This is a genomic window from Vibrio quintilis, assembly GCF_024529975.1.
In the GTDB taxonomy this organism is placed as follows: Bacteria; Pseudomonadota; Gammaproteobacteria; order Enterobacterales; family Vibrionaceae; genus Vibrio; species Vibrio quintilis.
The window spans coordinates 316,366-343,308 of sequence record NZ_AP024897.1 but is presented as its reverse complement, the minus strand read 5'-3'; the positions used below and the strand labels follow the sequence as shown (position 1 = coordinate 343,308).

At 47.2% G+C, this 26,943-nt stretch carries 22 protein-coding genes and 2 pseudogenes; 15 read left to right on the top strand and 9 right to left on the bottom strand.

The window, feature by feature from the left end:
- Window positions 1-52 precede the first annotated feature (52 nt).
- The gene (gene rho, locus OC443_RS01625; protein ID WP_073585486.1) at window positions 53-1,312 is read right to left on the bottom strand and encodes a transcription termination factor Rho; all 1,260 of its coding nucleotides are present in this window, start codon (window positions 1,310-1,312) and stop codon (window positions 53-55) included.
- Window positions 1,313-1,517: 205 nt separating this feature from the next.
- The gene (gene trxA / locus OC443_RS01620; RefSeq protein WP_073585487.1) at window positions 1,518-1,844 is read right to left on the bottom strand and encodes a thioredoxin TrxA; all 327 of its coding nucleotides are present in this window, start codon (window positions 1,842-1,844) and stop codon (window positions 1,518-1,520) included.
- A 110-nt stretch (window positions 1,845-1,954) separates the two neighbouring features.
- Between trxA and rhlB the strand changes: the two genes are divergently transcribed.
- Both rhlB and gppA read left to right on the top strand, forming a co-directional pair.
- A complete protein-coding gene (gene rhlB / locus OC443_RS01615) occupies window positions 1,955-3,274 on the top strand; it encodes an ATP-dependent RNA helicase RhlB (protein ID WP_073585488.1) in 1,320 nt (439 codons plus the stop codon).
- A gap of 8 nt (window positions 3,275-3,282) precedes the next feature.
- Window positions 3,283-4,776 (top strand): guanosine-5'-triphosphate,3'-diphosphate diphosphatase, encoded by a 1,494-nt coding sequence (gene gppA / locus OC443_RS01610; RefSeq protein WP_073585489.1) that lies wholly within the window; start codon window positions 3,283-3,285, stop codon window positions 4,774-4,776.
- A 56-nt stretch (window positions 4,777-4,832) separates the two neighbouring features.
- On the opposite strand, the pseudogene OC443_RS01605 reads toward gppA, so the two are convergent.
- From OC443_RS01605 to OC443_RS01600, 3 genes and pseudogenes are all read right to left on the bottom strand, one after another.
- Window positions 4,833-7,592, bottom strand: a pseudogene (locus tag OC443_RS01605) (hybrid sensor histidine kinase/response regulator); the annotation flags it as partial.
- A gap of 71 nt (window positions 7,593-7,663) precedes the next feature.
- Window positions 7,664-8,291: pseudogene (locus OC443_RS26340) on the bottom strand (hybrid sensor histidine kinase/response regulator); the annotation flags it as partial.
- Window positions 8,292-8,416: 125 nt separating this feature from the next.
- Complete coding sequence (locus OC443_RS01600) at window positions 8,417-9,607, bottom strand: 3-phenylpropionate MFS transporter (protein WP_073585490.1); 1,191 nt, start codon at window positions 9,605-9,607, stop codon at window positions 8,417-8,419.
- A 314-nt stretch (window positions 9,608-9,921) separates the two neighbouring features.
- On the opposite strand from OC443_RS01600, the gene OC443_RS01595 reads away from it, so the two are divergent.
- From OC443_RS01595 to fis, 11 genes are all read left to right on the top strand, one after another.
- The gene (locus OC443_RS01595; RefSeq protein WP_073585491.1) at window positions 9,922-11,748 is read left to right on the top strand and encodes a DUF294 nucleotidyltransferase-like domain-containing protein; all 1,827 of its coding nucleotides are present in this window, start codon (window positions 9,922-9,924) and stop codon (window positions 11,746-11,748) included.
- Window positions 11,749-11,753: 5 nt separating this feature from the next.
- Window positions 11,754-12,413, top strand: a complete 660-nt coding sequence (locus tag OC443_RS01590; protein WP_073585492.1) for a 3'-5' exonuclease — start codon at window positions 11,754-11,756, stop codon at window positions 12,411-12,413.
- Between the two features lie 152 nt (window positions 12,414-12,565).
- Window positions 12,566-14,515: an acetate--CoA ligase gene (acs, locus tag OC443_RS01585; protein WP_073585493.1), complete on the top strand. Its 1,950-nt coding sequence runs from the start codon at window positions 12,566-12,568 to the stop codon at window positions 14,513-14,515.
- A 415-nt stretch (window positions 14,516-14,930) separates the two neighbouring features.
- Window positions 14,931-15,380, top strand: coding sequence for a type II 3-dehydroquinate dehydratase (gene aroQ / locus OC443_RS01580; protein WP_073585494.1), 450 nt, complete (start codon window positions 14,931-14,933; stop codon window positions 15,378-15,380).
- A gap of 61 nt (window positions 15,381-15,441) precedes the next feature.
- Entirely contained in the window at window positions 15,442-15,906 is a 465-nt protein-coding gene (accB, locus tag OC443_RS01575; protein WP_073585508.1) for an acetyl-CoA carboxylase biotin carboxyl carrier protein, read from the top strand.
- Between the two features lie 14 nt (window positions 15,907-15,920).
- Window positions 15,921-17,264: an acetyl-CoA carboxylase biotin carboxylase subunit gene (gene accC, locus OC443_RS01570; RefSeq protein ID WP_073585495.1), complete on the top strand. Its 1,344-nt coding sequence runs from the start codon at window positions 15,921-15,923 to the stop codon at window positions 17,262-17,264.
- Between the two features lie 131 nt (window positions 17,265-17,395).
- Window positions 17,396-17,677 carry a YhdT family protein gene (locus OC443_RS01565; protein ID WP_073585496.1) on the top strand — a complete coding sequence of 94 codons (282 nt, stop codon included), beginning with the start codon at window positions 17,396-17,398 and terminating at the stop codon, window positions 17,675-17,677.
- Window positions 17,670-19,133 carry a sodium/pantothenate symporter gene (gene panF / locus OC443_RS01560; RefSeq protein WP_073585497.1) on the top strand — a complete coding sequence of 488 codons (1,464 nt, stop codon included), beginning with the start codon at window positions 17,670-17,672 and terminating at the stop codon, window positions 19,131-19,133. The genes OC443_RS01565 and panF overlap by 8 nt, the downstream gene beginning before the upstream one ends.
- Before the next feature lie 188 nt (window positions 19,134-19,321).
- Window positions 19,322-20,206: a 50S ribosomal protein L11 methyltransferase gene (prmA, locus tag OC443_RS01555; protein ID WP_073585499.1), complete on the top strand. Its 885-nt coding sequence runs from the start codon at window positions 19,322-19,324 to the stop codon at window positions 20,204-20,206.
- 145 nt (window positions 20,207-20,351) lie between these two features.
- Window positions 20,352-21,323, top strand: coding sequence for a tRNA dihydrouridine synthase DusB (gene dusB, locus OC443_RS01550; protein WP_073585500.1), 972 nt, complete (start codon window positions 20,352-20,354; stop codon window positions 21,321-21,323).
- A gap of 20 nt (window positions 21,324-21,343) precedes the next feature.
- Window positions 21,344-21,640, top strand: coding sequence for a DNA-binding transcriptional regulator Fis (fis, locus tag OC443_RS01545; protein WP_073585509.1), 297 nt, complete (start codon window positions 21,344-21,346; stop codon window positions 21,638-21,640).
- 598 nt (window positions 21,641-22,238) lie between these two features.
- On the opposite strand, the gene OC443_RS01540 is transcribed toward fis, so the two are convergent.
- Entirely contained in the window at window positions 22,239-22,439 is a 201-nt protein-coding gene (locus tag OC443_RS01540; RefSeq protein ID WP_073585501.1) for a hypothetical protein, read from the bottom strand.
- Between the two features lie 421 nt (window positions 22,440-22,860).
- On the opposite strand from OC443_RS01540, the gene tssD reads away from it, so the two are divergent.
- Together tssD and OC443_RS01530 are read left to right on the top strand one after the other, a co-directional pair.
- On the top strand, window positions 22,861-24,351 hold the full coding sequence (gene tssD, locus OC443_RS01535; protein WP_234976440.1) for a type VI secretion system tube protein TssD: 1,491 nt from the start codon (window positions 22,861-22,863) through the stop codon (window positions 24,349-24,351).
- Window positions 24,352-24,364: 13 nt separating this feature from the next.
- The gene (locus OC443_RS01530) at window positions 24,365-24,664 is read left to right on the top strand and encodes a hypothetical protein (protein WP_143169403.1); all 300 of its coding nucleotides are present in this window, start codon (window positions 24,365-24,367) and stop codon (window positions 24,662-24,664) included.
- A 187-nt stretch (window positions 24,665-24,851) separates the two neighbouring features.
- On the opposite strand, the gene OC443_RS01525 is transcribed toward OC443_RS01530, so the two are convergent.
- Genes OC443_RS01525 through OC443_RS01515 form a run of 3 tightly spaced genes read right to left on the bottom strand, consistent with a single transcriptional unit; the run spans window position 24,852 to window position 26,892 of the window.
- The gene (locus OC443_RS01525; protein ID WP_073585503.1) at window positions 24,852-26,411 is read right to left on the bottom strand and encodes a replication endonuclease; all 1,560 of its coding nucleotides are present in this window, start codon (window positions 26,409-26,411) and stop codon (window positions 24,852-24,854) included.
- Complete coding sequence (locus tag OC443_RS01520) at window positions 26,408-26,659, bottom strand: hypothetical protein (protein WP_073585504.1); 252 nt, start codon at window positions 26,657-26,659, stop codon at window positions 26,408-26,410. Before OC443_RS01520 ends, OC443_RS01525 begins: the two co-directional genes overlap by 4 nt.
- On the bottom strand, window positions 26,659-26,892 hold the full coding sequence (locus tag OC443_RS01515) for a helix-turn-helix transcriptional regulator (protein WP_073585505.1): 234 nt from the start codon (window positions 26,890-26,892) through the stop codon (window positions 26,659-26,661). Before OC443_RS01515 ends, OC443_RS01520 begins: the two co-directional genes overlap by 1 nt.
- Window positions 26,893-26,943 lie beyond the last annotated feature (51 nt).

Sequence of the window (26,943 nt, the reverse complement as noted above, 5' to 3'; positions counted from 1 at the left end):
AAAAACATCACCATGATGGTGATGTTTTTCAAATTCGGAACCATGCTCAGTTTTATTGACGTCTCATCGCATCAAAAAACTCATCATTGGTTTTTGTCATCGCAAGTTTATCAATGAGGAATTCCATTGCATCAGTTTCACCCATTGGATGAACGATTTTACGCAGAATCCACATTTTCTGTAATTCATCTGCTTTTGTCAGCAACTCTTCACGACGAGTACCAGATCGATTGAAATCAATCGCAGGGAAAACACGCTTTTCAGCAATCTTACGATTCAGGTGCAGTTCCATATTACCGGTACCTTTGAACTCTTCATAGATGACTTCATCCATTTTAGAGCCGGTATCAACCAAGGCGGTGGCAATAATGGTAAGGCTTCCGCCTTCTTCAACATTCCGTGCAGCACCGAAAAATCTTTTTGGCCGATGCAATGCATTGGCATCAACACCACCCGTTAAGACTTTACCTGATGAAGGAACAACCGTGTTATATGCCCGGGCCAAACGTGTAATTGAGTCAAGTAAGATGACAACATCTTTTTTGTGCTCAACCAAGCGTTTAGCCTTTTCAATCACCATTTCAGCAACCTGAACGTGACGGGATGCCGGCTCATCAAAAGTCGAAGCAACCACTTCACCTTTCACCAAACGCTGCATTTCTGTCACTTCTTCCGGACGTTCATCAATCAGAAGTACCATCAATTCACATTCAGGATGATTGTAAGCAATACTCTGGGCTATATTTTGCAAAAGCATGGTTTTACCAGCTTTTGGTGGCGCAACAATCAGCCCCCGTTGTCCTTTACCGATTGGTGATGCCAGATCAAGAACACGCGCTGTAATGTCTTCTGTCGAGCCATTACCACGTTCCATGATCATACGCTCATTGGCATGTAATGGCGTCAGGTTTTCAAAAAGGATTTTACTGCGTGCATTATCGGGTTTGTCGTCGTTAACTGTATTCACTTTCAGCAACGCAAAATAACGCTCGCCTTCCTTCGGTGGGCGAATTTTGCCGGAGATAGAATCTCCCGTACGCAAATTGAAACGACGTATCTGACTGGGTGACACATAGATGTCATCCGGACCAGCCAGATAAGAGCTATCTGCACTACGCAAGAAACCGAAACCGTCCTGCAGAATCTCTAACACGCCATCACCAAAAATATCTTCTCCGCTCTTCGCATGAGCCTTCAATATAGAGAAGATAATATCTTGTTTTCTTAGTCGCGCGAGGTTTTCCAGCCCGAGGCTTTCACCGAGTTTCACGAGATCAGACACAGGTCTGTTCTTTAATTCTGTTAGATTCATTGTGGTGGATAATTGTTTAGTCAAAATTAGGATCTGTTTGCTAAGTTAAGGTTAAGATAGACTTTGGCCTCAGGATTGACCAAGAAGTGAACACATATTTAATCAACGTGCGATAAACTAGCACCATTTAAACATCGAGTCCAGATATAGTTGTAAGTTTATGTGCAAAACCGTACATATTTCTATATACGGTTTTTGCTCCAGATCACAAATGTGAGTCTAAAAACTCAACCAACTGGGTCTTCGACAACGCACCAACCTTTGTGGCGGCAACCTGACCATTTTTAAACAACAATAAAGTCGGGATACCACGAATACCAAATTTAGCCGGTGTATCCGCATTTTGATCAATATTTAGTTTTCCGATAGTGAGTTTATCTTCGAACTCTTCTGCGATCTCATCGAGAATCGGAGCAATCATTTTACATGGACCACACCATTCCGCCCAAAAATCCACAAGAACAGGGCCTGCAGCTTTGATTACACTGTCCTCAAAACCTTCATCACTAAGCTGCAAAATCTTATCACTCATCTTCAACTCCAATGTTTTTCCTGAACTGATTGCATAATGATCAGTATTTAGATGTCCTATTGGAATGTATTTACTTCCGTATTGCAAGCTTAAGCTGATATTCTATAGTGATGAAAAAGACACATATCACAGAGCAAAAATTCGCCGATTTGGGATTACATCCCCAAATTCAGACAGGTTTGACAACAAAAGGGTTCGAATTTTGTACCCCGATTCAAGCTTTGGCGCTGCCGGTACTGCTCTCCGGCCAAGACATTGCAGGCCAGGCCCAAACAGGGACTGGTAAAACCTTAACGTTTCTTGCTGCTACTTTTCATCATTTACTGACAGTTCCCGCGCATGAAGGACGCAAGCCAGATAATCCAAGAGCGATTATCATGGCACCAACCCGGGAGCTGGCCATACAGATCTTTCATGATGCTGAACCACTGGCACAAAGCTCAGGTATAAAAGTGGCACTCGCATATGGCGGCGAAAGCTATGATAAGCAGTTATCACGGTTAAAAGATGGCGTCGATATTCTGATCGGAACAACGGGTCGCATCATCGACTTTTATAAACAGCGTGTTTTCAATCTGAATAATATTCAGGTAGTTGTCCTGGATGAAGCAGACCGGATGTTTGATCTCGGCTTTATTAAAGATATCCGCTTCTTATTCCGCCGGATGCCAGCCCCTCAGGAACGTCTGAACATGTTGTTTTCTGCTACACTGTCTTACCGGGTTCAGGAGCTGGCCTTTGAACACATGAATCAGCCAGAGCATATTGTTGTTGAACCGGAACAGAAAACCGGACACCGGATTAAAGAAGAACTATTTTATCCCTCGAATGAGCATAAGATGTCCCTGCTTCAAACGCTCATTGAAGAAGAATGGCCCGATCGGGCAATCATTTTCGCCAATACCAAGCACAAATGTGAATCAATCTGGGGCCATCTGGCAGCAGACGGACACCGGGCTGGTCTATTAACCGGGGACGTACCTCAGAAAAAACGGGAACGGATTTTAGAGCAATTTACTCAGGGACAGCTGGATATTCTGGTTGCAACGGATGTTGCTGCACGGGGATTACACATTCCTCAGGTGACACATGTATTTAATTATGATTTACCTGATGACAGTGAAGATTATGTCCACCGGATTGGCAGAACCGGGAGAGCAGGAGCGAGCGGTCATTCCATCAGTTTTGCCTGTGAAGAATACGCCATCAACCTGCCAGGGATTGAGAGCTACATTGATCACTCCATTCCTGTCTCTGATTATGACGCATCAGCTTTATTGACAGATTTGCCTCCGCCATTGAAAATGCAGTCATCACGTCCAGCCCGGAGAACGAATACCGGCGGCGCACGTTCAGGAAGCAATAACGGACAACCCAGAAAAAGACAAAAGCGTTCAGGGTCGTCACAACACAAGAAAAAGGATAGCTGAGTCTTTTTATGAGCCAGGTCGTACCTTCACCACTTTATGCTGCTATTGATTTAGGTTCCAATAGCTTTCATATGCTCATTGTTCGCCATGTGAATGGCAGTGTACAAACAATGGCAAAAATTAAGCGCAAAGTCAGGCTTGCTGCGGGTTTAGATGAACAAAATACCCTGAGTGAAGAAGCAATGCAACGAGGCTGGGACTGTTTGTGCCTTTTTGCTGAACGGCTTCAGGATATACCTGAAGAAAATATCAGAATTGTTGGTACGGCAACATTGAGAACGGCAACCAATGCCAGTGTGTTTATACAAAAAGCCAACCAAATACTGGGTTATCCGATTGAAGTCATCCCCGGCACAGATGAAGCAGCAATAATTTATAAGGGTGTTGCGCATACTTCAGGTGGTTCGGGTCGTCGGCTGGTTGTCGATATTGGTGGCGCAAGCACCGAATTAATCATTGGTGAAGGATTCGAAGCGAACGCATTAACCAGTCTGAAAATGGGATGTGTTACCTGGCTTGAAAAACACTTTCGTGACCGGCAACTCACCGCCTCAAATTTTATTCAGGCGATTGAAGATGCAAAAGCTGTTACCCAGCCGGTATTACAACAGTATCAGCAACTCGGCTGGGATGTCTGTGTCGGCGCCAGTGGCACTGTGCAGGCACTTCAGGAAATTATGCTGGCTCAGGGTATGGATGAAGTCATTACCCTGGCCAAGCTCAAACGCCTGCAAACTCAGGCAATGCAGGCCAATCATCTGGAAGAGCTCGAAATCGAAGGATTAACGCTGGAGAGAGCACTGGTTTTCCCCAGTGGCCTGTCGATCCTGATTGCGATCTTTGAACTGCTCGGCATTGAGTCCATGACGCTGGCTGGCGGTGCCCTGCGGGAAGGGCTGGTCTACGAAATGATCACCGAACTCCGGCAGGATAATATCCGGGAACGGACGATCAAAAGCATACAGAGCCGTTATCAGATTGATGCGATTTACGCCCGGGAAGTGGCCAACCTTGCCAGCCATCTGTTACAGCAATGCGGTGGTTCAGAATGGATACCGGAACCTCAGTCCGGAATGCTGCTTCGAACCGCTGCTCAATTACATGAAATCGGCCTGTCGATTGATTTTAAAACCGGCGGTCAGCATAACGCCTACCTGATTCAACACTCAGACCTGCCGGGCTTTACCCGGGCGCAACGCTTTTACCTGGGCGAGTTAACCCGACGCTACCGGGATACATTAACCTCTCTGCCGGAACAACACGCACTGTCCGGTACCAGCGGCAAGCGGCTGCTCCGGCTGCTCCGGCTGGCGGTTCTGCTCAGCCACCGCAGGGATAAACAGCTGGTCCCGGAATTTATCGTCACTGCCGACGAAGAAAACCTCACACTGACTATCGATCAACAATGGCTGGCCAATAACCCTCTGACAAAAGCCGAACTGGAAATTGAAGTCCACCGGCAAACAGATATGGGATGGCCACTGAAGCTCATTGAGAAATAATTGCAGAAAACGCGCTCCGGTTTAAACTATCCCGGCTCCTGTGTCTGAGGTAGTTCTTATTCCGGAAGTTTTTGCTCGTTCCTGATCCGGTTGAGCACAGCTCTGAGTTTAATCGGCTTAACCGGCTTAGACATAAAACGGAACCCATGCGATTCGATCACATCCAGCATGTCCTCTGTTCTGTCTGCACTGATAATAATCCCTTCAAACCGATCTCCAAGCCGGAGACGACACTGCTGCAAGACTTCAAGTCCGGTGCGGCCATGATCCAAACGATAATCGGAAAGAATCACATCCGGATGCCAGAAATCATCGATCTTTCTTAACCCGGAGACTAAATCTGTCGCCGTTCTGATATCTACACCCCAGCGTGACAATAATGATGTCATTCCCTCCAGAATATCGGATTCGTTATCGACACAAAGCACTTTAATTTCTGATAATCCGGCTTCTGCTACTATCTCTTTTTCCTGACGCTTTTTCACCACATCAGATGCTTTGGCTCTGCGTAATTTCAGATAAAACACACTGCCTTTTCCCGGCCATGAACGCATGTCAATCCTGTGTCCGAGAACCTGAGCAATCCCTCTGGATATAGCCAGCCCGAGACCAACCCCCTGTTCAGACAGAACACGACCACCCCGGTTGAACTCTTCAAAGATTTCCTGCTGTTTATCTTCCGGAATACCAATGCCGTTATCCCAGACTTCAATCCGGATATTATGTCCATCATGCCTGACCCCTAAAATGACTTTACCATTTGAGGTATAACGAAACGCATTGGTCAAAAAATTCTGAATCACACGGCGTAATAACTTGGGATCAGAGCGGACATAAGCAGATGAAGGCACCATTGAGAAATCAACCCCCTGCTGGCTGGCAATCACATGAAACTCCGCATCCAGATGACTCAGTACGTCATGCACAGCAAAGGCATGGACATTCGTATCCAGTTTGCCGGATTCCAGCCGTGAAATATCCAGCAAATCACCAATCAGCTCTTCCGCAGCACCCAGCGCACTCTCAATATGTAATGACAAGTGTTGCGTTTCTTCCTCTTTAGCCAGCTCAGATAAGGAAGAGGCAAACAACCGGGCAGCATTGAGCGGTTGCATCAGGTCATGGCTGACTGCCGCAAGAAACCGGGACTTTGACTGTGATTCCCGCTCTGCCCGCTGCGTTTCCTGCACCAGCTGACGATTGAGTTTTTCAAGCTCTTTGGTTCGCCTGTGCACCCGCTCTTCCAGAAATTCATTGGTTTGTTTGAGTGCATCCTCCGCATCCCGGAAGACTGTAATATCAGAAAAAAGCATCACAAATCCGCCGCCCGGCATTGCATTGCCCTGAACCTCAATCACCCGGCCGTCAGGCCGCATCCGGGAAGAGGTATGACTGGTACCAGCCTCCAGATGGCGCACTCGTTTCATAACATGGGTTTCTATCTCTCCCGGACCACATAAGCCCTGCTCTGCATTATGACGAATCACATCAGCAATTGGCCGGCCGACCTGAATCAGTCCCTGTGGAAAATCAAATAATTCCAGATAACGCTGATTCCAGGCCACCAGACGCAACTGTTTATCAATCACGGAAAGTCCCTGACCGATATGCTCAATGGCACCTTGCAGCAATCCCCGGCTGAAATCATATAACTCAGACGCCTCATCGACGATGGTCGCCACTTCTTCCAGCTGCATGTTACGACCCTGTAAGGCTGATGACAGCACCAGCCGCGCAGAAGAAGCACCAAAAATACCGGCCAGTACCCTTTCAGCATGCCGGATCAGCGTTGAAGGTGCCTGCTGATGAGGAATTCTCAACCCGCTATATCTTTCCCAATACTGTGAGAATGCCGTTTCCATCCGGCTCCGGCCGACAAAGCGGGCCACCAGCATTTCGAGTTCAGACACAGTCACACGGCTGTGATAAAGCGTCATATTATCGTTTTCAGGAAAAGGACTGCCCACAAATGATGCAGACTGTAAGCGCTCGCTAATCGTTAAACGCGTTATTTTTGAGACCCCGACGAAGCAAAGAGTATTCACCATCACACTGAGCGCCATTCCCCAGTCAGACACACTGACCCCCAGGTCATAAATAAACCACGGCGGAGATATCAGCCACAGCAATGGATTTGTCTGTTGTTCCCCGGCTAACAGGTGCGTTTGCGACATCAGGGTCACGGCCCAAACCGTAAACCCGGTGATCAATCCGGCATAAACCCCTTTTCTGTTACCTTCCCGCCAGAAAATGCCACCGATTAAGGGCGGCGCAAACTGAGCCACAGCCGCAAAGGATAAAAAGCCAATCGCAGAGAGTGACGGAACAGCATCCAGCACATGGTAAAACCCCCATGCCCCAGCCAGTAACAGGCAAATAATTCCCCGGCGAATAATCAGTAAAAGCCGGGAAAAAGACTGCTGTCCACGTTGCAGAAATTGAAACCGCCTTAGCAACAACGGTACAACCAGATCATTGGAAACCATGATAGTCAAAGCAATGGTTGAAACAATCACCATCCCTGTCGCCGCAGAAGTGCCGCCAAGGAAAGCAATCAGGGCAACAAAATCGGCACCAAGCATTTTGGGAATATGGATCACATAAGTATCAGCCAGACTCACATCCAGCATCGACTTTCCAACCCAGGAAACAGGCAGAACAAACAGTCCCATCAACAGTAAATAAAGCGGAAAAACCCATCGGGCGGTGTGTAAATCTCCCGGACGTTCATTTTCAACCACCATGGTATGAAACAGCCGGGGCAAACATATCATGGCCAGCATGGTTAAAATCAGATGAATCAGTAATCCCGGCCAGTCCGGCGGTGTCAGGGAAGATCGAGCTTCTGTCATCAGATCCACGGAAGCGGAAGACCAGCCAACATAAAAAATAAACAGACCGACAAAAAGAAACGCAACCAGTTTGACGACAGATTCAAAAGCAATCGCCATCATGATCCCACGGTGATGCTCTGTCGTATCAACATGCCTTGTTCCAAACAGCATGGTAAAAACGGCCAGCACAACCACAACAAATAATGAAACATCACTATCACCGGCGCCGTTTTGATCCGATAAGTCACCAGTCAGAATATGAAAACCCATCGTCACACCCCGCAATTGCAGAGCGATATAAGGCAGGATGCCGATCACAGCAATCACTGTCACCATCACTGCAAGTCCCTGAGACTTACCGTACCGGGCCGCAATAAAATCAGCAATTGAGGTGATATGTTCCCGCTTGGCAATCACCATTAACCGCGCCAGAACCCGCCAGCCAAAAATAAACACCAGCGCAGGAGAAAGATAGACCGGGAGAAAAGACCAGGGCTGGTGAGTCGCCTGCCCGACCGTACCGTAAAAAGTCCAGGACGTACAATAAACCGCAATGGATAAACTATAGATGACTGGCCGGTAGCCTGAGAGCCATTGCTGCCGCTTATCTCCGGACCAGGCAATAAAAAACAACAGGCCGAGATAAACAAATAAAACCGGAGCTACAATCCATGATGGCATGTCCTGTCCTTTGGTCGAATGAAAGCCGGATATATTCCGGAACACGCCTGAACCACGACCGATCAAATGCTCCGGATATTAAACTGAATGAATTCATTAAACTAAGGATCTTCAGATAACACAATTCAACCAGATGAATTCTGTGCCTCAGGTGCGATTTCAGTGGTGGTGCGTTCCTGATAGTCCACCCGGACAAAGAGTGCGATAACCCCCATCACAGCCATACCAAAGAACACATAGCTCCCCCAGCGCTCATAACCCCAGCCACTGATCGTGGTCATCACAGCAATCACTGCACCCAGCGGAATCGCATTGTACAACGCCTGCAACGCAATCATCCGGTCAGCACTACCGGATTGCTGGATATAACGAATCGCGGCTAAATGAGCAACGGCAAACGTCAGGCTGTGGAATAACTGAATCACCACCAGCACCGCAATCTGATGTGTCATTGCCATCAATCCCCACCGGACAATCACAGCCACTGCTGAAAGTAAAAACATGGCATGGACAGACCAGGATTTAAAGAAGCGCTTACTGAACGCAAACACACAAATTTCAGCAATCACACCAAGGCTCCATAAATAGCCGACAACGCTTTCAGAGTAACCCACAGACTTCCAGTAAACTGAGCTGAAACTATAATAAGCCGCGTGGCTTCCCTGTATACAGGCAATCAGGAACAGGAATTTAATCACCGGCCACTCTTTTAATATCCCGGTGAGACTGACACGACTTCCGTCCTCAGGCTGCTGCTGAGTCACCGGCGGAGGAGCGGGCAGACGTAAACTCAACAAAATGGTCACCACCATACCGATCAAAGCACAGTACAAAATCCAGCTTTCACCGTAATGCGTTACCACCCACCCCACGATTGATGACCCGACAATAAACGCAACCGATCCCCATAAGCGGGTTCTGCCGTAATCGAGCATATTTAAAGTCGTATAATAGTTTGCCAGTGCATCAGAAACAGGAATGATCGGGCCCAAAAACAGGTTCAAAAAGATAGTCGCAACGGCAATCCAGACAAAATCCCCGGCGGTCAGCCCATGGAGTGCAATGAGCACCGCACACAGCACACTACACCAACGTAATGCCGGAATATACTGTTCAACCCGCTGAATCCGGGGCGTTAAAAAAAGATTGGAAATACAGCGGGTTCCAAACGCCAGTCCGAGAATGATCCCGCTGTCTGTCGAAGAAATGCCTTCACTCTGAAGCCAGATAGCCCAAAACGGCAAATAAGCGCCATAAACAAAGAAAAAACTGAAGAAATACTGCGAGATCCAGCCATACGGCGATGTGTTAATCATAGTGCCCCTGTTGATAAAATGAACACCGGCAAACAACAGACCAGTGAATCCCGCATATTATGCGGTGAGTCAGGCTGAAGAAAAAGTGAACTTTATTCAACTCATCGTTTCCTTATTTAACGACTGTTGATTATTTCATCAGGCCAACAACCCGGTGATCAGAAAGCCGCTGTGTATCACTGCACTATTTGTTGCGCCTGATTTATGCCCAAACAACCTGAAGATGCAGGTTGCCTGGTGATATTAGACCAAAGTCGTCTGGAGACAGGACATTTTTCGGCCACACTTAAAAAAACACAATAAGACCCGTGGTGATGTCAGATAAATTTAACCTCCAGTCTCCGCCTTTTAACCGGCTGACACCAGAACAGCAGCAATCTTTACTCTCTTCCCTGGACATTGCTTATTACCGGGCCGGAGAACAGGTGTTATGCAACAACCAGTCAGGTGAGTCTCTTTTTATTCTGATGAAAGGTGTTGTCGAAGAGCGCTCCGCCGATGGTCAGGAAATCCATGCCCACTATACAAATGATGATATTTTTGATGTACGTGCCATCCTGACCGGGGTGGTCAAACACGATTATACAGCACTGGAAGATACACTGACCTATCTGTTACCCAAATCTGTATTTTTGAATTTTTACCATCTGAACGGACAATTTGCAGCTTATTTTGACAACAATCTGTCCACCCGCCAGTCATTGATTGATGCAGCGAAAAATCAGCAAAATCTGGCCGAATTTATTCTGACCAAAGTCGATGACTCTGTCTGGCAGCCACCTCTGATTCTCCCTCCGGACCAAAGTATTCAGGAGGCCACAGTGTTTCTGGATTTACACCATTACGATGCCGCACTCATCAGGTTAGCGGAGCGCGATCCCCGCCGTTATCAATATCCGGATGCACCACCTTATTCAATTATCACCCGGACAAACCTGCTCCACGCCTTAACCTTAAACGGCTATCCGCTCTCTGCCCCGGCGGCTGATGTGGCAACCTTTCCGGTTCACTCAATTCACGACGGTGACTTTCTGTTTAACGCCATGCTTCAAATGATTCGTCACAACATCAAGCGAATGGTGATCTGCCGGGGAGATGAGGCCGTCGGTATACTTGATATGATTCAGATGATGAGTATTTTTTCCACTCATTCTCATGTGTTAACACTCAGCATCGCCCGTGCCAGCAGTATTGAAGAACTTAAAATCGCAGCCGGTCAACAAAATAAACTGATCAGAAACCTTGTCAGTCAGGGCATCCGGACGCGTTTCATCATGGATCTGATTGCAACCGTCAACGAGCAGATTATAGAGAAAGCCTTTCAGTTAATCGTTCCGCCGGCAATGTATCATCACTGCTGTTTGCTGGTACTTGGTTCAGAAGGCAGAGGCGAGCAGATATTAAGAACCGATCAGGATAATGCCCTGATTGTGGATGACAACATTCAGTGGGATGCATGTGCCGCAACCATGGAACAGTTCAGCCGGACACTGGTGCATCTCGGCTACCCGCTCTGCCCGGGACAAGTCATGGTGAACAACACCTTCTGGGTCCGGACCCAAACCGGATGGCGGGACACGCTGACTCAGTGGGTGATGCAGGAAGGACCGGAGCAGGTCATGCATCTGGCGATATTCTCCGATGCTCATGCAGTCGCGGGAAACAAGGCGTTACTGGCACCCGTTCAGAAACACCTGACACGCCTGATGGCAAATCAGGAGGTGATTCTGGCCAGATTCACCCGTCCGGCGCTGAACTTCTCTTCGCCATTAACATTATTTGGCAATGTCAAATCATCAAAGTCAGGCCTGGATATCAAGCAGGGTGGCATTTTTCCGATAGTCCACGGCATACGCGCCCTCAGTCTGGAACATGAGGTCACCGAAAAAAATACCTTTGAACGCATTCAGAGACTGGTCCACAAACGGGTGCTGGAGCAGCAAACAGCCGACAATCTGACAGAAGCACTCAAACTGTTCTTTAAATTTCGTCTGCAACAACAACTGGAATACGACCACACTGACAACCTGCTGAATATAGAAAAATTTGACCGTACAGAACGGGATTTGCTTCGCCACAGCCTTCACATCGTCAAAAAATTCAAACAGTGGCTGGCTTACCACTACCAAATCCGGGATTAACGCACATGAACTGGCTGAGACGAATCTACTGGCACTATAAACTGAAAGATTCACCGTACCGCTCTTTGTTCCGGACTGTATTACGGGCGGCAAAACACCATGAATATATTGCCCTGGATTGTGAAACGACCAGCCTCGATCCCAGACAGGCGCAACTGGTCACGATTGCGGCAGTGAAAGTGAAGCATAACCGGATTGTGACCAGCCAGTCCTTTGAAGTACATTTAAAAGCCCCCGTAACACTGGATAAACACTCGGTCAGGATTCACCGGATTCGTCATCAGGATTTAACTCAAGGGATTGCAGAACACGACGCCCTCAAACAGTTAATTCAGTTTATCGGTAACCAACCGCTGATTGGCTATCATATTCACTACGATAAAACGATTCTCGACTCTGCCTGCCGCAGACATCTCGGCTTTCCTCTGCCAAATCCCATCATTGAAGTCAGTCAGATTTACCAGCAAAAACTGGAAATGCAGTTACCCAATGCTTACTTTGATCTCAGCCTGGATGTCATCTGTCACCAGCTGGATTTACCTTCACCGGAAAGACACAATGCCCTGCAGGATGCGATTTCTGCTGCATTAATCTATATCCGGTTAACACGGGGGGATTTACCGGTACTCACATCATCTTCTATCACGAAACCCCGGTTTTTTTAGTCACCTTATCCTAAAGTCTAATTGTTGAATCACCAGCCATGAACAAAAGTTATTAGGGTCCGGCCCGTTACGTTTAAAAACAACAACCGTTCAAAAAACGTTCAAAAGTAATAAAAACCGGGCCGGAGTGGCTTTCAAAAGGAGAAGAAACCATGAGTGATGTTCATACTTACCCGGTAAAAAAACATATAAAAGAACACGCCCATGTCGATGAAGATACTTACGTGACGATGTATCAGCATTCAGTGAGTGATCCGGAAGGATTCTGGAGTGAACACGGTAAAATTGTCGACTGGATCAAACCCTATTCCAAAGTAAAAAATACCTCATTTGACCCCGGCCATGTCGGAATTCACTGGTTTGAAGACGGCACATTAAATGTGTCAGAAAACTGTATTGACCGCCACCTGAAAGCACATGGTGATGAGATAGCACTCATCTGGGAAGGTGATGACCCCCGGGATGATAAAACCCTGACTTATACCCAGCTTTATATTGCCGTCTGCCGCTTTGCCAATGCACTCAAAGAGCTTGGCGTCAGAAAAGGTGATGTGGTCTGTTTGTACATGCCTATGGTGCCTGAAGCTGCCGTTGCCATGCTGGCCTGTACCCGTATTGGTGCCATTCATACTGTTGTTTTTGGCGGGTTTTCTCCGGAAGCGCTGGCCGGAAGAATGATTGATTCAAACGCAAAGATAGTCATTACCGCAGATGAAGGCGTCCGGGGCGGCCGGCCGGTTCCGTTGAAACAGAATGTCGATGAAGCCCTGACTAACCCGAATGTGAAAACGGTCGAAAAAGTCATCGTTTATCAGCGTACCAATGGCCCGGTTGACTGGCATCCTCACCGGGATGTCTGGTGGCATGATGCAACAGCACTGGTTGCTGACCACTGCCCGCCGGAAGAAATGAAAGCCGAAGATCCGCTGTTTATTCTCTACACCTCCGGCTCAACCGGAAAACCTAAAGGGGTGCTGCACACCACCGGCGGATATCTGGTCTATGCGACCATGACTTTTAAATATATTTTTGACTATCAACCCGGCGAAGTTTTCTGGTGTACCGCCGATGTCGGGTGGATTACCGGCCATACTTATCTGATTTATGGCCCGCTCTCCAACCGGGCGAAAACTATTCTGTTTGAAGGTGTTCCGAATTATCCGTCCACCAGCCGGATGTCAGAAGTCATCGATAAACATCAGGTCAATATTCTATATACCGCCCCCACCGCCATCCGGGCACTGATGGCCAAAGGTGACGAAGCTGTTGCCGGTACCAGCCGCACCAGTCTGAGGATCATGGGCTCGGTTGGCGAACCCATTAACCCCGAAGCATGGGAGTGGTATTACCGAACCATCGGCAATGAACAGGCGCCCGTGGTTGATACCTGGTGGCAAACTGAAACCGGCGGTATTCTAATCACCCCTCTGCCGGGTGCGACCGTGCTGAAACCAGGCTCGGCGACCCGGCCTTTTTTTGGTGTACAACCCGCGCTGGTTGATAACACCGGCAATATTCTGGAAGGTGAAGCGGAAGGAAATCTGGTCCTGCTTGACTCATGGCCCGGCCAGATGCGGACTGTTTATGGCGATCATGAACGATTCGAACAAACCTATTTTTCTACTTTTAAAGGCATGTATTTCACCGGAGACGGTGCCCGGCGCGATGAAGACAATGATTACTGGATTACCGGCCGCGTTGATGACGTACTGAATGTCTCAGGCCACCGGATGGGAACCGCAGAGGTTGAATCAGCACTGGTTGCCTTTGATAAGATTGCAGAGGCTGCAGTGGTTGGTATTCCCCATGATATAAAAGGTCAGGCCATCTATGCCTATATCACTCTGAATGATGGCGTCTATCCTGATGCAGAACTGCATAAAGCTGTCAAAGAGTGGGTCCGTAAAGAAATTGGTCCGATTGCGACGCCGGATGTTCTGCACTGGGCGGATGCCCTGCCAAAAACCCGCTCCGGTAAAATTATGCGACGTATTCTGAGAAAAATTGCCACCGGCGATATTGATAATCTCGGCGACACCTCAACGCTGGCAGACCCGAATGTCGTCGACAAACTCATCGAAGAAAATGCAACGTTAGGTTAATTCAAAGTTTCACAACATAAACCTCAGCTTTGCCACCCAAACGGGTGGCTTTTTTTATTGTCAGCAAATCTCCGAAACCTTCTTCCTGTTCAGCGGTCCAAAACCGGTAGCTTCCGGGTAAATATCAACGAAGATAGCGCTCTGAAGATGGTGTGTTTCTATCATTCATTGGATTCAACATGGTTCAAACCCATGCAAAAAGGTCTTTCATTTTTCCGGAATCTAAACAGATAAGCAGATGAATTAGACAAAATAGAGTGATTAGACCAGTAATTTGCTGCCATTTGCTCTGAATTCACTATAATCACTACTGATTTATCATTTTGAAACATTTTCCGGAAAATTTTTGTTTAAAAAAATCCAAAATGTGGGAATATGTACACAAGTAACCAACATTAGGTAAAATAACGGCACGATGGCAGCAACATTTAAAATTCTTGTTCTGAATGGCCCGAATCTGAATCTGTTGGGTCAACGGGAGCCAGCGCATTACGGTGCTCAGACACTGGCACAAATCGTTGAAACGCTTCATCAGCAGGCTGATCAGGCGAACATCAAGCTCGAACACCTGCAATCCAACCGGGAATACGAGCTGATTGACAAAATACACCAGGCGATGGGAAACACTGATTTCATTATCATTAACCCGGCAGCCTTCACTCACACAAGCGTCGCTTTACGTGATGCCCTGCTTGGTGTTGAGATCCCGTTTATCGAAGTACATCTTTCTAATATTCATGCACGCGAACCTTTCCGTCATCACTCCTACCTGTCTGATAAAGCACAGGGAGTGATCTGTGGTTTGGGTGCGCAGGGCTACGAGTTCGCCCTTTCTGCAGCCATACAAAAGCTGCAATCAAACTAACACTCTGCAGTTTCTGATGAATCAGAGACTGTCTTATTCACAAGATAAAAGAGAAAAGACAATGGATATTCGTAAAATTAAAAAGCTTATCGAGTTAGTAGAAGAGTCAGGTATCGCTGAGCTGGAAATTTCTGAAGGTGAAGAATCCGTGCGCATCAGCCGCAATTCAGCACCGGCACAACCGATCCCTGTTCAATATGCTGCTGCGCCTGCACCAATGGCAGCGCCTGCTGCTGCCCCTGTTGCATCAGCACAGGAAGCACCAGCAGCTGAAGCGAAACCAGCCGTGAGCGGCCATCAGGTTCTTTCTCCAATGGTTGGAACTTTCTATCGTTCTCCAAGCCCGGACGCTTCACCGTTTATCGAAATCGGACAGAGCGTTTCTGTCGGCGACACATTGTGTATCGTTGAAGCGATGAAAATGATGAACCAGATCGAATCTGACAAGTCCGGTACGGTGACAGCCATTCTTATTGAAGATGGTCAGCCAGTCGAGTTTGATCAACCACTCGTCATCATCGAATAAACCGGGGACGCATTATGCTAGATAAAATCGTCATTGCGAACCGGGGAGAAATCGCGCTGCGGATTCTTCGTGCCTGTAAAGAACTGGGCATCAAAACTGTCGCAGTGCATTCAACAGCTGACCGGGATTTGAAGCATGTACTGCTTGCTGACGAAGCCATTTGTATCGGCCCTGCACGCAGTATTGACAGCTACCTGAACATTCCCCGTATTATCTCTGCCGCTGAAGTCACCGGCGCAATTGCTATTCACCCGGGTTATGGTTTCTTATCTGAAAATGCTGATTTTGCCGAACAGGTTGAACAGTCCGGATTTATTTTTGTTGGTCCGAAAGCCGAGACTATCCGGATGATGGGTGACAAAGTTTCAGCCATCACATCGATGAAGAAAGCGGGTGTCCCTTGTGTTCCCGGTTCTGATGGTCCGCTGGACGACGACAGTGATAAAAACAAAGCCCATGCGAAACGTATCGGTTATCCGGTCATCATCAAAGCCTCCGGCGGTGGTGGCGGTCGCGGAATGCGGGTTGTCCGCAGCGAAGGTGAACTGGTCGATGCGATTGCCATGACCCGTGCAGAAGCCAAAGCGGCGTTCAATAACGACATGGTTTACATGGAAAAATTCCTTGAAAACCCACGCCACGTTGAAGTTCAGGTCATCGCCGATGGTCAGGGCGGCGCAATCCACCTCGGTGAACGTGACTGCTCAATGCAGCGCCGTCACCAGAAAGTTGTGGAAGAAGCACCTGCACCGGGCATTACAGAAGAGATGCGTAAATACATCGGTGAACGCTGTACCCGTGCCTGTGTTGAAATTGGTTACCGCGGTGCCGGTACATTTGAGTTCCTGTATGAAAACGGCGAATTCTATTTCATTGAAATGAATACCCGGATTCAGGTTGAGCACCCGGTGACAGAAATGGTGACCGGCGTTGACCTGATCAAAGAACAGCTGCGCATTGCTGCCGGCCAGCCACTGTCATTCACTCAGGATGATATCAAGCTGCGTGGTCACGCAATCGAGTGCCGGATCAATGCTGAAGATCCGGTGCGCTTCCTGCCTTCACCCGGAACCATTGATCTGTTCCACAGCCCTGGTGGTATGGGTGTTCGCTGGGAATCTCATATCTATTCAGGCTACACAGTACCACCGCATTACGATTCCATGGTCGGTAAGCTGATTACTTACGGAGAAAACCGTGATGTCGCGATTGCCCGGATGAAAAATGCCCTGAATGAAATGATTGTTGAAGGGATTAAGACCAATATCCCGCTTCAGCAGGAAATCATGAATGATGAAAACTTCCAGCATGGTGGTGCCAACATCCACTATCTGGAGAAGAAGCTGGGGCTACAGTAACAGGCCGGTTATCGACACTGATTTTATGAGGCCACCATCGGGTGGCCTTTTTTATGACCCTGAAAAAATCATACCAATCGTATCAATTATCTGAATTGGTATGATTCACAAAGCAGGAAAGGATGTCATCAATGCAGAAACGGACAGAGATCTATCACCAGTCACATAAAGAAGCCCGTTGGGCACTGGTGCTGGCTATCCTCTATTTCATCTGGTGGTATGTCAGTGCTTATGGTTTTGCTCCCGCACCCGGCGATCAGCAGCTTCCCAGACTCATATTTGGCCTTCCCGTCTGGTTTTTACTCTCATGTATCATCGGGCCGGTGCTGTTTACGCTGCTCTGCTTCCTGATGGTGAAATTCTTCTATCGCGATGTACCACTCGATATTCAGGATGATGCTCCCCATGAATAGCCAGCTGATTATTCCGTTAGTGATTTATTTAATCGCCATGTTTGTCATGGCGGCCCTGACCCGACGCCATCGCAAATCCGGCTCATTTTTGAATGAATACTTTGTCGGCGGACGCAGTATGGGCGGTTTCGTCCTCGCGATGACCTTAGCCGCAACCTATGCCAGCGCCAGCAGTTTTATCGGCGGACCGGGCGCAGCCTATAAAATGGGTCTGGGCTGGGTTTTACTGGCGATGATCCAGCTCCCGGTAGCGTGGCTGACGCTGGGTATTCTCGGCAAAAAGTTTGCCATTGAAGCCCGGCGACATAATGCCGTGACGCTGAATGATATGCTCTATGCCCGCTTTCAAAACAAAGCGGTTGTCATTCTTGCCTCTGTCGCCCTGTTGCTGGCGTTCTTCGGCACTATGGTTGTTCAGTTTGTCGGTGGTGCCCGTCTGTTGCAAACCGTCACCGGGCTTCCGTATCAGCACGGGCTGTTTTTGTTCGCCTTTACCGTCGGGGTTTATACCACGATTGGCGGATTCAGAGCCGTTGTTCTGACGGATACCGTGCAGGGTATGATGATGCTGATTGGCACAGTCGCGCTGCTGGCTGGTGTCATTCATGCGGGTGGTAGTCTGGGTGAATTAGTCACCAGACTGCATGAAATAGACCCGGCACTTATTACGCCATACGGGCCAAATCATTTTCTCAGCCAGCCGTTTATGCTGAGCTTCTGGGTTCTGGTCTGCTTTGGCATGATCGGGCTGCCTCACACCGCGATCCGTTGTATGGCATACAAAGACAGCCGCTCACTGCATCAGGGCATTGTCATCAGTACCGCCATGGTTGCGCTGCTGATGTTCGGCACGCATTTGGCTGGTGCGCTGGGACGGGCCATCGTGCCGGACCTTTCCAGCCCGGATCAAATTATGCCGACACTGATGATGACCGTATTGCCACCATTTTTTGCCGGTATTTTCCTTGCCGGGCCAATGGCGGCAATTATGTCCACCATCGACTCACAGCTGATTCAGTCTTCGGCAACACTGCTGAAAGATTTGTATATCAACTATATTAACCCGCAGATCATCACGCAGAAAGCAGCGGAAACAGAGAGTAAATTAAACCGCTTATCACTGTGGATCACGGCAATTTTCAGTTTGCTGGTGTTTATTGCGGCGACCAACCCGCCGGATATGATTATCTGGCTGAATTTACTGGCTTTGGGCGGGCTACAGGCTGTTTTTCTCTGGCCGCTGGTTTTAGGCTTATACTGGAAGAAAGCCTCTGCATTTGGCGCTCTGGCTTCCATGGTCTGCGGCTTAAGCACCTATATCACGCTCAGCCTGATCAAACCTGACCTGCATGGTGTCCATGCAATTGTGCCGACACTCATCATCGGACTGATCGCGTTTATTACCGGCAGTCTGCTGGTTCCCGCAGCCAGACGTCCGGTTCATGCCAATTCATAACTACTGCTGTCATCAGTCATCAAAACCGATGGCTGATTACAGTTCAGCCCATGATCTGTTAAACTTCACAGCCATGAGAGTGATTCACCTCAGCAACCGTTTTATCTCAACAACAGGTTTTACTGCACTGTTACACCCAAACACTGATTTACCTAAACACTTATTTACCTAAAAAAGAGTAATGCGTCATGCCATGGATTCAAATCAAACTCAATGCAACCAACCAAAATGCGGAACAAATCGGCGACATGCTGATGGAAGAAACCGGCGCTTTGTCTGTCACCTTTCTGGATGCACAGGATACACCGGTATTTGAACCGCTGCCGGGAGAAACCCGCCTTTGGGGAGATACTGATATTCTTGCGCTGTATGACGCAGAAACGGATACCGCACAGGTGCTGGCACAAATTAAAACCAGCGGTATGCTGGATGAGCAGTTCGCTTACAAAATAGAACAGCTGGAAGATAAAGACTGGGAAAGAGAGTGGATGGATAACTTCCACCCGATGCAGTTTGGCCAGCGTTTATGGATTTGCCCGAGCTGGCGTGAAATCCCGGATCCGGATGCAGTCAATGTGATGCTCGACCCGGGCCTGGCCTTTGGGACCGGCACTCACCCAACGACAGCTCTTTGTCTTGAATGGCTTGAAGGGCTTGACCTGTCGGGTAAAACAGTCGTCGATTTCGGTTGTGGTTCCGGGATTCTGGCGATTGCGGCGATCAAGCTGGGCGCAAGCAAGGTCATCGGGATTGATATCGACCCGCAGGCGCTACAGGCATCGCGGGAAAATGCCAAACGCAATGGTGTTGAAGAGCTGCTTGAAGTCTTTCTGCCACAGAACCAGCCGGATAATCTGCAGGCCGATGTTGTGGTAGCAAATATCCTTGCCGGCCCGCTGCGCGAGCTGTCACCGGTGATTCAGAGCCTGGTCAAACCACAAGGCCTGTTGGCGATGTCCGGGGTGCTGGATACACAGGCTGAAGATGTTGCTGGTTATTATTGCAACACATTTGACCTGGATCCTATCGCTGAACAGTGTGAATGGTGCAGAATATCTGGCCGGAAAAAATAATATCTTACGTAGTAAATCGCTTAATTGGCTGAAAAAACAAACACTTTTACAAATCAATTTGGAAATGCTCAAATATTAGTCTTTTCACGCCGCGAAAAAATGCGTAAAATGCGCGCCCTTACTGCAAGATAACTGTAACGACGTTTTGAAGATTGGAAACTATCACCTAAAAAACAATCTGATTGTTGCGCCGATGGCTGGTGTCACCGACAGACCTTTCAGAGAGTTATGTCTTCGTTATGGCGCAGGGATGGCTATCAGTGAAATGATGTCATCAAACCCTGCTCTGTGGAAAACGTCGAAGTCGAAACAGCGTATGGTTCATGAAGGAGAATCCGGGCTCCGTTCAGTACAGATCGCTGGTTCAGATCCGCAGTTAATGGCAGAAGCTGCGCAATTCAGTGTTGAAAACGGTGCGCAAATCATCGATATCAACATGGGTTGTCCGGCTAAGAAAGTAAACAAAAAGTTAGCGGGTTCGGCATTACTGCGCTACCCGAAACTGATCGAAAAAATCTTAACGTCGGTCGTTCAGGCAGTCCAGGTGCCCGTGACTTTAAAAACCAGAACTGGTTGGGACACAGACAACAGAAATTGTGTCCAGATAGCAAAATTAGCCGAAGACTGCGGCATACAGGCACTGGCTCTGCATGGCAGAACGAAAGTCTGTATGTACAAAGGCGAGGCCGAATACGACAGCATTAAAGCGGTAAAAGAGGCCATCTCGATTCCTGTCATTGCGAATGGTGATATCGATACCCCGGAGAAGGCAAAACATGTACTGGATTACACCGGTGCAGACGCTTTAATGATTGGACGTCCCGCTCAGGGTCGTCCGTGGATTTTTCAGGAAATCCAGCATTTTTTGGAAACCGGAGCTGTAATGCCGCCACTTCCTCCTGAGGAAGTCAAAAGCATTTTACTTGGTCACGTGGCGTCTCTTCATCAGTTTTACGGAGAGTACCTGGGGCCCCGCATCGCACGTAAACACGTCGGGTGGTACCTGAAAACACACGAGGCCAGCGGTTTTCGTCGGACCTTCAATGCCATAGAAGCAGCACCGCTGCAACTGGAAGCACTTGAAGGCTATTTTGATAACGTTGCATCATCAAATTAATGAGAAGAGCTAGACCGAATATGTTCGAACAAAATCTAACTTCAGAAGCTTTAACTGTAACAACTGTAACTTCACAAGACCAAATCACGCAAAAACCTTTACGTGACTCCGTTAAAGCATCACTTAAAAACTATCTTGCCCAGTTAAATGGTCAGGAAGTAACAGAACTATACGAATTAGTTCTTGCTGAAGTAGAGCAGCCTTTACTGGACACTATCATGCAATATACCCGTGGTAACCAAACGCGTGCAGCAAACATGATGGGCATCAACCGCGGTACATTGCGTAAGAAACTGAAAAAATACGGCATGAACTAAGCCATTTTTCATAAATATATGATTTTAAAGCACTAATAAAGAAATTTATTGGTGCTTTTTTTGTTGTGATACACACCGTGATACACACGGGCAAATCCGTAAACACACGATATAACCTGTTGAGATAGCAAGACTTCATTGATCCCGCTCTGTAATATACTCAAAATACCGCTTTATGGTCAGTTCAGCACCAACGCCACTTTTCTATCTTTTTGCTGTACAGGCTCCCGGATACTATTTGATTGCATATCCGGATGCCGAATCTGAACCGCTTGGATTGTGAATGATTAGAAATCCGGAGGTATCCGGATAGCATTTGATATGGTTTAGTCTGAGGGTTCCGATATGGTTTGATTACATATCCGGATTCCATATCTGAACGGCTTGGATTGTAAATAATTTGAAACCGGGGGTTATATGAATGGTATTTGATATGGCTTGGTTTTGGGGTTCCGATACCATTTGATTATATATCAGATTCCATATCTGAATGGCTTGGATTGTGAATGATTAGAAATCGGAATTGCAGATATGGTCCGTCGACAAAAAGAGCCACGAAACTAAGTGGCTCTGACTTAACTTAGTTTCTAACAATACCTTATTGTTTGATACTGACCTTCTCAGAAGTGGTCACACTCCCAATTGAAGCATGAATTGTGATCAGCTTATTCAGGTAAAGTAACACGTCACGAACATCATGATTGCATGGGTTCATCTGCATCAGATAATCCTCAAGCTGAATCAGATATTCACGGGCTTTCTGTGAAAGGTTTGGGTCGTAAGCGATTGTTGCAGGCATAAGTGCCTCCGTACGATGATTTAAAGTGAGAATAATCACCACCGCAATGGTTCCAAACAGAGAGGTGGTGGACTGATCGAGGTTGGAACAACCGCACGTACGGACACGGCCTGACCGAAGTCAGCCTCTCTCAGCCCACCATAATTCTAAACGATTTTGTTCAATAAATAACCAAAACCATGAAAAACAGGTGTGAAAAGATCGTATACCGGCATGATGCCGATATATCGTACGTTTTATTAGCGAGGTTCCAAACTCGTCACCGGATTTTGCCAGTGAGCTGGTAGGATAATCACAGGGTTGGATAGTGTCAATCTCAGGAAATCATGCCTCTGGCGTCGGGCAAGTTTTTGCCCAGCTAATTTATGCATTATCATGCACTAAATTATTGTGTATAAATGATAAACAGAGGTAATTACCAATGGCTCATCTGGCCTACCTGACACTCAAAGGAGAAAAACAGGGTTTAATTTCCAGTGGCTGCAATACCAAAGATTCGATGGGAAACCGCTATCAGGAAACCCATACCGATCAAATCACGGTGCTGGCTTGTCAGTATTCACTGTCAAAACTGCCACATCAACACGGTATCAATCATGATGGGATTCAAATTACGAAACCAAAAGATAAAGCATCACCGTTGTTAGCAACCGCTTTTGCAAAACAAGAGCACTTAGAAGGAACAATCGACTTTTACCGGACAAACGAGCAAGGCCATTATCAAAAGTTCTATTCGGTCGCCTTTCAGAAAGCGGTTGTTTCCAGTGTGAGTGATCTAACACCTCATGTGATCCACAGCTCTGGTGAGGAAATGCACGAAGTTATCGGATTCCGCTATAAAGGTGTCCAGTGGGAACATTTTCCATGTGGTACGCTGGCTTATGATGGCTGGGAGGACGCGAACAGCATTGCAGCAATAACGCCACCATTAACCACTGCGGAACGGTATGCAAAACAGATTAAGGAAAATATGCAGGCTGAAAAATCCGCCGAACAACAGGCCGAAAAAGAAAAACAAAGTGAGCAGCAGCGTAAACAATCTGATGCGAAGGAAGAAGAAGACTGGAAACCTGTATCCGGCAGTTATCCGATTCTTATTTATGAGACTCAAAACCAGATGGATGACTTCAATGCACCAGACATGGTTCATGGTGATGAATCCAAAGAAACCATTGAAGGTTACGGATTCATGAAACCGTTTAAACAGTCTCAGTACACCTCTCATAGAGAGGGATACACAATGTACGGTGAAGATCAGTTCTCATTACCGGCAGCAGAACATTTTAAACGAATGAGATCGCTGGCTAACATGTTTTCACCGCAATGGATGAATATCGATCAGCGCATTGGTAGCCAAACATCTGGTATTTTTTCTGAAATGGTCGACAAATTTGAACAGAATGAAGGTGGAGAATATTCCAATGCCTCGCTCGATAATGCACTTAAAAACCATGAAACGACAACAGATTTCCATCAGGCATTAATGAACTGTCTTGGTGAGCATGTAAAAAACGGCACATTGGACAGTGATATTGTTCAGATTTCAAGTCAGTATATGCAATCAAGCAAAGGAGTAAGTCTACCTCATTTTAATGACAAGAATCCGAAAGACTTATTAAATGGTACTGTATTAACAGTTCATGGAATTTGGTCAATGCAGGTTTATGCAACAAAGCTGGAATACAAAGGGAAAGAAATAAGAGGAGAACTCCAGTATAAGATTCAGGATCATTTTGGTCTGGATACCGAAGATATTAACCATCCTGACTTGGTTGATGAAGATAGTAACCTTATTCACAGTGTTCCGAAAAAATTTGAAATGCTTGAAGGTTTTAGATCCTGGTATCTATTGCAACACTACAAACCTTATGACTATCAACCATTTATAACAACTATTCAATTTACAATTTAACCATAGGTGGGATGTGAAAAAGAACATTCAAATTATATTACTAATAATCTCAGTATCATGGCTAAGTCTTACATGGCTATGGTTCGCAGGTATTCCTGTGATTCCTTTCCTGTTTGCTGATAGTAACGGCGAGTTAGGGTTGTTATTCATACTGTTACTTTTGCTTGTAAATGCACTTGTAACCATTATTGGCTGTATTTTTACCTACCGGAAAAAATATTGGTGGTGGCTTGTTACACATCTCATATTAGGCGGTCTTCCTGCTGGCTTATATTTTATTGGAGTCACAGGTGCGAATTTAGGTTTGTTATAACTGGTACAGCAATCCCGCTTTTAACGAGGCGGGATGATTTAACCGACATCGAAAATACATTCATTGCAGAAAACATCTAATCAACACGAATAAATTCGAGTGATACCCGGTAGAAAATACATTGTTATTGGCTGAATATTAATTGCTATTCTTACCATCATTATTCTACGAATATTCAAAAATACACTTATTCACAGAACTCCAAGTGAAAAGATGCCGCTTGCTGTGCCTCAAGCCGCCATTCAAAAAACCGGGTAATTAACTCCCGCCCTGCGGTAATCACGCCTTTTAACGCTCTGGTGAATTCATTCTCACAATAAGGACTGGTTTTCACAGCTCCGGTGTCTTTATCAATGGATAGCTCATAATAAGGCTTAAACACCTGCGCTTTGCGCTCACAGAACACGCCGCCCATCTGCACGGTAAAGGTTTTCCAGTCGCCTTTGTCGGCGGCTTCAATAATCGCTTTGGGCTTGTCTGACAGCCCGGTGATGTCTTTTAAGCGTCGCAGTTCACGCCATACAGTCACAGAGCAACCGCCCAGTTGTTGAAACTGACGAATGCCCCAACAGGCCGCCCATGCATCAACTCTGGCGGCGGCTTCCTGTGGGTCTTCGCCATAAACCCCGGCATCTAAATCCCTGCCATCGATATTCTTGGAAATGTATTTCGCAATATACCCCGTCGCTGAACCTTTAGCCGGATCGATTTTCACTTCAGTAAAGCGGTGTTTATCCGCGCCGGATTCGTCGCTGTCTTCCCGCATGGCGTAATCACGCATCACCTCAACCATTGGCTGATAAAGATGCTTTTCAACAAACAGCAATAAATGCCAGTGCGGTGTACCGTCATGTTGTGGCTCCGCCACCCGGAAACCATAGAAGCGGATATTCAGGCGGCTGAGTTTCGCCCGGATTAACTGCCACAGGTTATTGAGATAAGCTTGCCCGTCTAACGGGGTGAAGCCCTGCCATTTCGGATTGATATCCCCGGATTTGGAATAACTGCGGTGATACTTTGACGGACAGGTGATGGTGAGAAAGGTGGCTTCATGGCCGGAATCCTGCGCTAACTCTTCAAAACCTCTTGCCCTCAGCATCAATTCACCTTTTCTGATTTTCGGGTCAGCCACACCTTTTTGTGACAGTTCCAGCAATGAAAAACGCTGTCCCAGATGATTGACAGCGAAGGTATTAGACAGGTATTCATGCTGATAGGCTTTCTGGCGAATCCTGGCCTGTAAGGTGAGTTTCGAACAATACAGGCTGGTGCGTTTGTTGACCTGATTCAGATGGTGCAGCACGGTTTCAATATTGCGTCGTTGGGATTTTCTCAGTTTGCGCAACCACCATTTATGATCGCAATAGCGGCCCATTTCCCCGGCCAGAGAATACCCATCAGCCGGCATCACGCCCTGCTGACGGATAAAACCACGCACCGGTTCAAGGGAAAATTCATCATCAAGAAATTGCCGACGCAGGGCAAACACTGACTTAGCCAGATGTTTGGCTTTAGCGCGTAAATCATCTTCACTGAGATTCAGCTCAAGCTGCTTAAAGGAAACAGACAGCTTATCGGCTAACTGTTCAGTGGTGAGACGTAAAAAGGTATTGCGTTCAAATTTGGTCGGTTGAGCAAAATACTCACGCAATAATAAACGCTGAATTTCCGGCGGAAAGCAACAAAGCCTTTGCTGAACAAAGGCTTTATCATCCCAATCGACCTGTGAAAGACTAACCGGATTCATAGGGCATTTCTCCCTCTTGCTGTGAGGGAAAATTCATCCCAGCGCAAACCGAAGAAGTTCACCGGGGCGAAGGTAATCAACCCGGCCTGATAGAGCTTATCCACCGTGCCGGAAAATACCCGGACAGGCAGCCGGGATTTGGGTTGAACGTCGCCTTTCATCGGCCCGTAGTCCGAACAGATTTTAAACGTCCGCCCGGTGTGCATCCATTGAAGTAATGTTTTTTGCTCTTTGGTCAGTTCAGACATCAAGCCACCTCCTGAACAAGGTGGTCAAGTTTGGTGTGGTTATCCAGCCACAGATCTAAATCTTCTTTGAGGTAGCGAACCGAACGCCCGATTTTGATAAACGGGGGCGCATCGGTGCGGTTAGTGCGCAATCCTTCCATGCGGGACTGCCTGAGAAATGATCGGCTCATGCCGATATATGCGGAAGTTTCCTGCTCTGTGTATACGCGTTTTTCAATGGTGGTATGTGTCATGTTTTTATCTCCGTGTGTTGATGGAGACTCAAGACTAACCACCGCAAACGT

What these genes read in the sequence shown, in the direction of transcription:
- rho (WP_073585486.1), bottom strand. Translation starts at nt 1,312, where the DNA reads ATGAATCTAACAGAATTAAAGAACAGACCTGTGTCTGATCTCGTGAAA.
- trxA (WP_073585487.1), bottom strand. Translation starts at nt 1,844, where the DNA reads ATGAGTGATAAGATTTTGCAGCTTAGTGATGAAGGTTTTGAGGACAGT.
- rhlB (WP_073585488.1), top strand. Translation starts at nt 1,955, where the DNA reads ATGAAAAAGACACATATCACAGAGCAAAAATTCGCCGATTTGGGATTA.
- gppA (WP_073585489.1), top strand. Translation starts at nt 3,283, where the DNA reads ATGAGCCAGGTCGTACCTTCACCACTTTATGCTGCTATTGATTTAGGT.
- OC443_RS01600 (WP_073585490.1), bottom strand. Translation starts at nt 9,607, where the DNA reads ATGATTAACACATCGCCGTATGGCTGGATCTCGCAGTATTTCTTCAGT.
- OC443_RS01595 (WP_073585491.1), top strand. Translation starts at nt 9,922, where the DNA reads ATGTCAGATAAATTTAACCTCCAGTCTCCGCCTTTTAACCGGCTGACA.
- OC443_RS01590 (WP_073585492.1), top strand. Translation starts at nt 11,754, where the DNA reads ATGAACTGGCTGAGACGAATCTACTGGCACTATAAACTGAAAGATTCA.
- acs (WP_073585493.1), top strand. Translation starts at nt 12,566, where the DNA reads ATGAGTGATGTTCATACTTACCCGGTAAAAAAACATATAAAAGAACAC.
- aroQ (WP_073585494.1), top strand. Translation starts at nt 14,931, where the DNA reads ATGGCAGCAACATTTAAAATTCTTGTTCTGAATGGCCCGAATCTGAAT.
- accB (WP_073585508.1), top strand. Translation starts at nt 15,442, where the DNA reads ATGGATATTCGTAAAATTAAAAAGCTTATCGAGTTAGTAGAAGAGTCA.
- accC (WP_073585495.1), top strand. Translation starts at nt 15,921, where the DNA reads ATGCTAGATAAAATCGTCATTGCGAACCGGGGAGAAATCGCGCTGCGG.
- OC443_RS01565 (WP_073585496.1), top strand. Translation starts at nt 17,396, where the DNA reads ATGCAGAAACGGACAGAGATCTATCACCAGTCACATAAAGAAGCCCGT.
- panF (WP_073585497.1), top strand. Translation starts at nt 17,670, where the DNA reads ATGAATAGCCAGCTGATTATTCCGTTAGTGATTTATTTAATCGCCATG.
- prmA (WP_073585499.1), top strand. Translation starts at nt 19,322, where the DNA reads ATGCCATGGATTCAAATCAAACTCAATGCAACCAACCAAAATGCGGAA.
- fis (WP_073585509.1), top strand. Translation starts at nt 21,344, where the DNA reads ATGTTCGAACAAAATCTAACTTCAGAAGCTTTAACTGTAACAACTGTA.
- OC443_RS01540 (WP_073585501.1), bottom strand. Translation starts at nt 22,439, where the DNA reads ATGCCTGCAACAATCGCTTACGACCCAAACCTTTCACAGAAAGCCCGT.
- tssD (WP_234976440.1), top strand. Translation starts at nt 22,861, where the DNA reads ATGGCTCATCTGGCCTACCTGACACTCAAAGGAGAAAAACAGGGTTTA.
- OC443_RS01525 (WP_073585503.1), bottom strand. Translation starts at nt 26,411, where the DNA reads ATGAATCCGGTTAGTCTTTCACAGGTCGATTGGGATGATAAAGCCTTT.
- OC443_RS01520 (WP_073585504.1), bottom strand. Translation starts at nt 26,659, where the DNA reads ATGTCTGAACTGACCAAAGAGCAAAAAACATTACTTCAATGGATGCAC.
- OC443_RS01515 (WP_073585505.1), bottom strand. Translation starts at nt 26,892, where the DNA reads ATGACACATACCACCATTGAAAAACGCGTATACACAGAGCAGGAAACT.